Annotated in this window: 5 protein-coding genes; all 5 read left to right on the top strand. The window is 31.5% G+C overall.

Annotated elements, in window-relative coordinates; translation table 11 throughout:
- Positions 1 to 850 (top strand): FecR family protein (locus QZZ51_RS15015; protein ID WP_291871130.1); only part of this gene is annotated, 850 nt, incomplete at its 5' end.
- 177 nt (positions 851 to 1027) lie between these two features.
- Complete coding sequence (locus tag QZZ51_RS15010; protein WP_291871127.1) at positions 1028 to 4459, top strand: TonB-dependent receptor; 3432 nt, start codon at positions 1028 to 1030, stop codon at positions 4457 to 4459.
- 10 nt (positions 4460 to 4469) lie between these two features.
- On the top strand, positions 4470 to 6134 hold the full coding sequence (locus QZZ51_RS15005; RefSeq protein WP_291871125.1) for a RagB/SusD family nutrient uptake outer membrane protein: 1665 nt from the start codon (positions 4470 to 4472) through the stop codon (positions 6132 to 6134).
- 46 nt (positions 6135 to 6180) lie between these two features.
- Positions 6181 to 7446 carry a YdcF family protein gene (locus QZZ51_RS15000; RefSeq protein WP_291871123.1) on the top strand — a complete coding sequence of 422 codons (1266 nt, stop codon included), beginning with the start codon at positions 6181 to 6183 and terminating at the stop codon, positions 7444 to 7446.
- 7 nt (positions 7447 to 7453) lie between these two features.
- Complete coding sequence (locus QZZ51_RS14995) at positions 7454 to 9532, top strand: glycoside hydrolase domain-containing protein (protein ID WP_291871121.1); 2079 nt, start codon at positions 7454 to 7456, stop codon at positions 9530 to 9532.
- Positions 9533 to 9694 lie beyond the last annotated feature (162 nt).

The raw sequence follows: 9694 nt of genomic DNA, 5'->3' as shown, positions 1-9694 counted from the left end.
TTTTTACATGCAATATTCTTCAAACACAAAAACAGTACGACCTATAAACGCAATAACCTTAGAGTTAGAAGACGGATCAATAGAGATTATTAATGAGAATTCGGGCACAAACTCTTTTTTAAATAACAAAGGAAGTTTACTAGGCGTTCAGATTGGTAAACGTCTGGTGTATGAAAAAGGAAAATCTATAAAAAAAATCGCCTATAATACGCTTACAGTACCTTATGGTAAAAGATTCCAAATAGAATTGTCAGATGGTACTACGGCACATTTAAATGCAGGAACTTCTATGAAATATCCTGTTAAATTTTTGAATGGAATGGAAAGACAAATTTTTATCACAGGAGAAGCTTATTTTAAAGTAGCCAAAGATAGTGTTCATCCATTCATTGTAAATGCAGATAAACTAAATGTAAAAGTATTAGGGACGGAATTTAATGTTCAGGCTTATCCAGAAGATGCTGTTTCAGAAATTGTTTTAGTCGAAGGCTCTGTTGCTTTATATGAGGAGACTCAAAAATTAGAAGAAAAAACAATTTTAAAACCTGGTTATAAAGCGAAATTTAGTAAAAAAAGTAATGCGATTACAACTAAAACGGTACGAACAGATGTATATACTTCTTGGATAAATGGAGAGCTTGTTTTTAGGAATATGACTTTTGAAAATATTCTAAAAAAGCTAGAGAGACATTATAATATAGAGATTTTAAATAATAATACCAATCTTTCTAAAACTCTATTAAATGCAAATTTTGGTAATGAATCTATTGGGGTGATTTTAGAAAGTTTGAAAGAAAATTATGGTATTGGGTATACCATTTCGGAAAAAATAATAATTATTAACAATTAAAATAAAATGTTAAGGCCAATGAGTTAAAAAAAGGAATGCTAAAAGAATAAAATAAAAAATAATCACAGAAGAATTTAACGAATAAAAACTAAAAATAACCGGAAAATGTTACGAGCATTTCCCGATTATAAAGCAGTGATTAAATTAAGTATAACCACATATTAACACTATAAAAGTATGAAAAAACTTCTTACTAAAACAAGAATAAGTCCCTATTGCAAAGGGAAATTCGATTTAAAAATGAAACTAACCACCTTATTTTTTTTAATTACATTATTCACATTGCAAGCAAATCAATCTTATGCGCAACGTACAAAGGTATCTTTAGAACTTAAAAACGTTTCTATAAGTGAATTTATAGATGAGGTAGAAAGTGCCACGGAGTTTCGTTTTGTATATAAAGTAAGTGATGTAAATTTTAAAAGATTAATCACCTTAAAAGTAAAAAACGAAAAAATAGAATCTGTTTTAGATCGTATTTTTAAAGACACAGATGTGACTTTTAATTTTAAAGATCGTTTAGTGTATTTGGTAAAACGAAAAAACACTAAAACACTACTGAGCGAGAAAATTATTAGTATTGAGCAACAATCTTTGATTGGTAAAATAATAGATGAAGATAGTCAGCCTTTACCAGGAGCTAGTATTTTAGAAAAAGGAACATCAAACGGTGTAACTACAGATTTTGATGGAAATTTTTCTATTACAGTAAATAGCTCAAATTCAGTTATTGTTATATCATATATTGGTTATAAAACACAAGAAATTACAATAGATAGCCAAAAAGAACTACAGGTACAATTAGAGCCAGATGCATCTCTTTTGACAGAGGTTGTTGTTGTTGGTTATAGCACAGAAAGTAGAAAAAACGTAACAGCATCCGTAGCTTCTATTTCACCTGTAGAAATTAACACGAAGCCAGTAGCAAATGTTTCTGAAATGTTAGAAGGTCGTCTTCCAGGGGTTCAAATTATGAGTGATAATAGTCCAGGAGGAGGAACCTCGATTAGGGTAAGAGGATTTAGTACAATTAATAATAATGATCCACTAGTGGTTGTTGATGGTGTGCCAGTTTCTAACGGTCTGGATGGTCTTAACCCAGCTGATATTGAAACGATACAAGTTTTAAAAGATGCAGCATCATCTTCTATTTATGGTTCTCGTGCAGCAAATGGTGTAGTGGTCATAACTACTAAAAAGGGAAGTGTTAAAGGTAGTTTTGAAACTACATTAGATATTTATAATGGTTTGCAAACATCCTTTAACCTTCCAAATACTTTAAATGCCCACCAATATGGAGATTTACTTTGGCAGGCAACAAAAAATGATGGAAAAGTATCCAGTAGTGATATTTATGGTAACAATCCTAATAACCCAACCTTACCAGACTTTTTAAATGCAGATCAAACAATCCGCAGCGGAGATGTTGATTGGATTAATGAAATTATGCAGGTTGCTACCGTACAATCTTATAATTTAACAATGTCTAAAGGCGATGCAAAAGCACAACAATCTTTTGGTTTAGGGTATTATAATCAAGAAGGAATTATTAAGGATACGGGATATGAGCGTTATTCCGTTCGTTTAAATTCAAGCTATAATGTACTAGATTTTTTAACAATTGGAGAAAACTTTACAGCATCATATAAAGAACGAGTTTCGGTAGGTACAAACTCTTCATTAGGGAGTGTTGTTTATAATGCTCTTCAATTTCCTTCAATAGTTCCTGTTAGAGATATTAACGGAAATTTTGCAGGAAACCCGATTAATGATTTGGCAAATCCCTTAGGTAGTTTATATAGGAATAAAGACAATGTAGGTAAAAGTATTCAAGCGATTGGTAATTTATTTGCAGATATTAAGTTAGGTGATTTTAGAGCAAAAACTTCTTTAGGAATTGATTATCAGAGTAATAATTCTCGTAGCTTTTCTCCTATTTATGATGAGATTTTAGCGCAAAATAACACCAATTCTTTGAGCACAAGAAATAGCTTTAACTATCAGTTGATTTGGACAAACACATTAAATTATTCAAAGAAATTAGGGCTACACAATCTTAATGTTCTTTTAGGTCAAGAAGCTATTAAGTATTATTACGAAGGTTTTGGAGCTTCAAGACAGAATTTTTTATATGAAGATTTAAATTTTAGATATTTAAGCAATGGTACAGAAAACCAGTTGAATAATGGAGGAGCAAATGAATGGGCTTTAAGCTCCTATTTTGGTCAAGTTAGGTATAATTATGACGAAAAATATTTATTTACAGGCACAGTAAGAAGAGATGGCACCTCAAGATTAGCAAATAATAACTATGGTACATTTCCTGCTTTTTCAATAGGTTGGCGTGTAGATAGAGAAAGTTTTTTTGATTTAGGAGATACATTCTCTTCATTCTTAATACGTGGTAGTTGGGGACAAACAGGTAATCAGCAATTACCTTCTTATTCTACAGTAGATAGTTATACTAATAATAATGCATATTCTGATTATGCGATAGGCGGAGGCCAAAACGTTGTTAATACAGGTCTTACTCAGACTCGTGTGCCAAACCCTTATTTAAAATGGGAAACTACGACAGGTACAACTATAGGTTTAGATTTAGGGTTTTGGGAAGATAGATTAGAGTTATCTGCCGAGTATTATACCAAAAAAACAGATGATATTTTAATTTATAACATTATACCACTTACTTATGGGGGTACCAATGACGGACAATGGATTAATGATGGCAGAATGGAGAATACAGGTTTTGAATTAAACCTTAATTACAAAGATAAAATTAATAATCTCGGGTACGCTGTAGGGCTTAATTTTACAACTTATAAAAATGAACTTACAGAATTAAACAATGTTCCTTTTTTAGGCATACCTAGCTCATCTCTACATTCCGTAAATTTTGATCAAGAGGTTTCAAGAAGTGCTGTTGGCCAGCCAATAGGGTCTTTTTATGGATATAAAACCGATGGTTTATTTCAAAGTTCGCAAGAAGTTACGGATTATGCATTACAACCTAATGCTAGCCCAGGTGATATTAGGTTTGTAGACGTGGATAATAATGGTGTTTTAGATGATAAGGATCGCACATTTATTGGATCGCCACACCCGGATGTATTGTTAGGTTTAAATCTAAATTTTGATTATAAGAATATAGATTTAGGGATGTTCTTTAATGCTAGTTTTGGAAATGATTTATACAATTTAACAAAGTATAAAACGCATTTTTTTAATCAATCGGCTTATAATAAAAATGAGGATTTGTTAAATGCATGGACGTCAGAAAATTCGGATTCCTCTATTCCTAGATTGTCTTTAGATGACCCTAACAATAATATTAGACCATCCTCCTTTTATGTAGAAGATGGTTCTTATATTAAGTTAAACATGCTACAACTAGGCTATACTTTCAATCAATCATTCATGAAAGACAAAAAGCTTAGAATATATGCACAGTCTACAAATGTCTTTACAATTACGGACTATAGCGGAATGAACCCTCAGGTTGGGTTGCAAAACTACTCATCAGACAATAGGAATTTAGATATAGGAGTAGATCGTGGAATTTACCCTCCATCACGCACATTTACGTTAGGTCTTAATCTAAAATTTTAAAAAATATATTATGAAACTTATATTTAAAATTAAATACACATTTTTAATTGGTATAGCTATTCCATTCTTTTCTTGTTCAGATGAATATTTAGAAGAAACTACATATGGAGAAGTAGCACCTTCAGAAATTGTTAAGCCTCAGAATATAGAAAGAGCTATTATCTCTGCCTATAGTGTTTTAAATGGTCAGTTTGATGGCGCTAGTAATGCTTATAACTCGCCAGATTCTAACTGGAGTTTTGGCGATGTAGTATCTGATGATTGCTATAAAGGTGGCGGCGGTACTGGTGATCAGAACAATATTCACCAAATGGAAATTTACGCTACTAATCCTACAATCATTGATGTGGAGCGTAAATGGTCTGCTCTTTATGAGGGAGTTAAAAGATCTAATGAAGCGATACGATTGTTGAATACTTCTGAAGGTTTTGATGTAGCATTAAAAAGACAAAGATTAGCGGAGTTATTTTTTTTAAGAGGGCATTATTATTTCGAATTAAAAAAAATATATAATAGAATTCCATATATAGATGAAACAGCAGAGACAGTTTCAGATTACGCTAGATCTAATACAGAATTTACTTCCAATGAGTTATGGGCTAAAATTGAAGAAAATTTTCAAAAAGCATATGATGAACTTCCTGAAAATCAGGAAGAATTAGGGAGACCAACAAAAAGTGCAGCCAAAGCTTATTTAGCAAAATGCTATTTATTTCAGAATAAATGGGAAAAAGTAATAGAGGCTACAAATGAGGTTATGACGAGTAACTATGGTTTGATGGATGATTTTAATCAATTATTTCTTCCCGAAAATGATAACAATATGGAAGTAATATTTGCAGTTCAACATTCTGTAAGCGATGGACAGCCAAGGAATTATAATGGTAGTATTGGGGATCGATTAACCGCTCCGGGAGGACCATTTTATTCTCAATATGGTTTTCATAGGCCTTCACAGAATTTAATTAATGCATTTAAAACATCAAGTTTAGGTTTGCCTATAAAAGGTAATATAGATATTGTTGCAGATGACTTTGTTGATCCAAGGCTAGATATTACTGTTGGTAGACCAAATATTCCATATAAAGATTTAGGAATTTTGTATCAAGAAAACTGGGCTAGAGACCTAGCAACTTATGGCTCTTATGGTCCTAAAAAGCGTATAGTTTCGGCAAATTCTTCTTTCTATGTAAAAACATGGCCTTATGTAAATGCACTTAACTACTATATTATTAGATATGCTGAAGTTATTTTATGGAAAGCAGAAGCAGAAATGGAGTTAGGGAATTTAGAAAATGCTAGAGCTTTAGTTAACCAGATTCGTCAGCGTGTTATTAATTCGGAAAAGGTAAAAAGTTTAGAAGGTACTGCTGATGCTGCTAAATACAGCATTGCAACTTATGATGAAACATGGACAAACCCTGAAATTGCAAAAGCGGCAGTTTATTTAGAAACTAGATTAGAGTTAGCAATGGAAGGGCATCGTTTTTTTAATTTAGTTCGTTGGGGTAACGCAAAGGCTGTTATAGATGATTACTTACGAATTGAAAAAACAAAAAGGAGTCACCTTACAAACGCAGAATTTATTACAGGTAAAAATGAATATTGGCCTATTCCACAAAGATATATAGATGGAGTTCTAGAAGGAACGGTCACTCAAAATAATGGTTATTAATAAAAAAAAGGAAACTCGAAAGAGTTTCCTTTTTAATTTTTTTAGAATGAAAAAAAGTTATATTCTTTTATTTTTTGTAGCGGTTATACATAGTATTTCCGCTCAAAATACATCAGGTTTTAATCCAATTTTTAAAGAATCAGTATCCGATTCTAAGGTTCAAGACCAGAATTTTTATTTGTTTTCCGCGATTCAAAATAACCCAGAATTAGTTTCGTCTTTAGAAAAAAACACCCGTTTAAAGGCAATTTTTAAAAAGAAAAAAGAAAGCATAGCTGCTGTTTTAAAGAATGATAAAATTGAAATTAAAACACTAATAGATGCTTACAGATTTTCAAACGAAGAGGTAAAAAATATTTCTTCAATACTGCGTAAAGAGGTAAAATATAATACTATTCTAGAGCTATTAATAACAGAAAATTTACGTCCTTCAGGAAAGTATGAAAATTTTAAATCTTTAGAGAACCCAGATTATATTAGTGCCGCTTGGGAGCTTTGTGCAAAAGGAATAAATCAATCCATGTCTGTTTATGGTTTAGGAGAAAAAGGGCGTTACCCTAAAATTGATTCTGTTTCTTATAATGTAAATGATAAGTATTATAAAGTAACTCTATTAATGTGGAGTGATATGTTATTAAATAAAAAGGAGGCGCCAACAAATTTATTTTATCAACCTTCTTTAGATTTTACATTAGCTCTCTTATACATGAATCATAGGGACGAGTCTGTAAGGTACGAGCCACTAGATGCAGGGGAAAATCAACAAACTATTACCGCTATATCTAAAATAAATTTTAATGATTTTCCATATTCTTCTATTTTAATCTTAGGAAATGGTCCAGAGAATAATAAAGATACTTTAACAGCACTTGGCAAATTAAACTTGCAATTAGGGGTTATTGAATATAAACAAAAAAAAGCGCCTTTAATTATTGTCTCTGGCGGTCATGCGCATCCTTTTCGAGCTCCTTTTGCAGAAGCAATAGAGATGAAAAAAGAGTTAATAAGCCGGTATCATATTCCAGAAAATAGAATACTTATAGATCCTTATGCTAGGCATACAACCACAAACCTTCGTAATGCATCTAGACTAATTATTAATAGTAATATTCCTTTAAATAAATTGGGACTTGTTGTAACAAATAATGGGCATAGTAAATATGTGGGAGATGATGTTTTTATTGAGCGTTGTAAAATAGAATTAGGCTATGTTCCTTCATTAATTTTAGGAAGAATTAATTCTACAACATTAGAATATCAACCAAGAATAGAGTCATTACATCAAAACCCATTAGATCCATTAGATCCATAAATCATTTATGAAAAAGCATAAATTTATTATATTTTTTAGTTTTTTACTTTCTTTTCGGGGAGGTATAGCTCAAGCTGAGCAAGCTGAATTTTTAGACAAAAAAACAGTAGAATTTGTTAATGTGTTTTTAGGTACTTCAGGAGACCATGGACAAATGTCTCCGTCAGCTTCATCCCCATTTAATATGATGAGTATGGGGCCGCAAACAAATCCACATATTCATACAGGTTATGAATATTATGCAAAAGAGTTTTTAGGCTTTACAACAACTAGAATAGAAGGTGTTGGTTGCATAGGAAGTGGAGGAAATATTTTAATTTCTCCTTTTATAAACGATGTTAAAAAAACAATTCTTTTAAAAGCAAAAGAAGAGGCTAGGCCTGGTTTCTATTCTGTATTATTTGAGAACGGAATTAGTGCTAAAATGAGTGTGAAACATAATTTTGGAATTCAAAGCTATAATTTTCCGCAAAAAAAGAGCGGGCTGAAAATAGATTTGTCTTTTGCGTTAGCAGATAGATTTGTGGCTGAAGAAAATAATGTGGACCAAAATGTTATTACTGGGTGGATTGATACTAAAACTACGTGTAGTAAAGGTGTTTACCGAATTTATTATGCCTTAGAAATAGAGAATATGAAATCTTTAAAAAAGATTGGCAATCATATTTTTCTGGCAGAGAGGGAAAAATTAACGGATCCTATGGATGTCCGGTTAGGTTTTTCATCTGTAAGTACTAAATATGCCATAGAGAAAATAGAATCGATATCTATTTCAGAATTGGAAAAAAAAACAGAAGAAGAGTGGCTAAAACTTTTTAATACTATAAAGGTTACTGGTGAAGAAGATAGAATTTCTCTTTTTTATTCTCTTTTATATAGAGGATTGCAAGCACCGTATTTAATTTCTGAAAATGATGGTACTTATGCTGCAATTGACGGATCTATTCAAAAGGCAAATCATAAAATATATAATGGTTGGGCAATTTGGGATAATTATCGAGAGCAATTACCAATGTTATCTTTATTTTATTCAAATAAATTCGCAGATATATCAAGATCTATTGCCAACCTATATCTATACGGTAAAAATGATTGGGGAACTCAACACGAACCTTCGCCAACTGTGCGAACCGAGCATGCCTCGGTAGTATTGTTAGATGCATATAAAAAAGGATATAAAATCGATTTAAAAGCCATAAAAGATTCTTTGATAGCAGAAGCCGACAGATTAGATTATAGATCCCCAGATGAGGCTTTAGAATCTTCTTATGATAATTGGGCAATGAGCCAATTAATGAAAGCCACTGGGGATATTGCTTTAAGTAAAAAGTATAAAAGAAAATCTTTGGATTATAAAAAGTATTGGAATAAAGACTTTTTAGACCTCTTAAAAAATGACGTAGATATAATGCAAGCAAGAGGCTTATATCAAGGTACAATTTTACAATATCGTTGGTTTGTTCCTTTTGATGTAGAAGGATTAAAAAAATTAATAGGAGGAGATGATGCTTTTGTAAATCAGTTAGATGAGTTTTTTAATAGCTATAGTTATAACCATGCTAACCAACCAGATTTACAAGTGCCAGGAATGTACAATGCATCTACACAGCCATGGAAATCTCAAAAGTTGTATCGTAATATAATGCTAGATACTGTAGTTCAAAATTATTTTAATAATAACAGTAAAGGTGTTGATCCATTTATAGGTAGAATTTACAATAATAAACCTAAGGCGTATTTGCGTACTATGGATGATGATTCTGGTACTATGTCTTCATGGTTTGTGATGAGAAGTTTGGGCTTTTCGCCAGCAAATGTAGGTTTGCCAATTTACTATCTTACAGCACCTATATTTAATTCAATCTCAATTAATTTTCCAAACAATAAGACCTTAAATATCAATATAAAAAATTATCATAAAGATAATTTTTATGTAAAATCAGTAGTCTACAACGGAAAAAAAATAAACCGAAATTGGCTTACTCATGAAGAAATTATAAGTGGAGGCGAGTTACAAATCGAAACATCTTCAAAGCCAAATATGGAATGGGGAACTAGAGAACAATGGATTTCTACGGTAGATTGATTAAAACTCAATCTCTCAAATAGTTTTAGAGCACAGTTCAGAGGCGTGAGAAACGTAGAATTCTTGGATCAAGCACAAAACTTGTGTGAGAATTAGTATTATAGTTTAATCTTTGTTAAAAAGAAAATTTTGGATTTATCACTAGACCTTTTAAAATTAATA

The sequence above is a fragment of the Maribacter sp. genome (assembly GCF_016744255.1).
Taxonomy (GTDB): Bacteria; Bacteroidota; Bacteroidia; order Flavobacteriales; family Flavobacteriaceae; genus Maribacter_B.
Note: the sequence above shows the minus strand (reverse complement) of the source record. Positions and strands in the feature narration are given on the sequence as shown.

Coding starts and splice junctions, on each gene's coding strand:
- QZZ51_RS15010 (WP_291871127.1), top strand. CDS start 1,028: ATGAAAAAACTTCTTACTAAAACAAGAATAAGTCCCTATTGCAAAGGG.
- QZZ51_RS15005 (WP_291871125.1), top strand. CDS start 4,470: ATGAAACTTATATTTAAAATTAAATACACATTTTTAATTGGTATAGCT.
- QZZ51_RS15000 (WP_291871123.1), top strand. CDS start 6,181: ATGAAAAAAAGTTATATTCTTTTATTTTTTGTAGCGGTTATACATAGT.
- QZZ51_RS14995 (WP_291871121.1), top strand. CDS start 7,454: ATGAAAAAGCATAAATTTATTATATTTTTTAGTTTTTTACTTTCTTTT.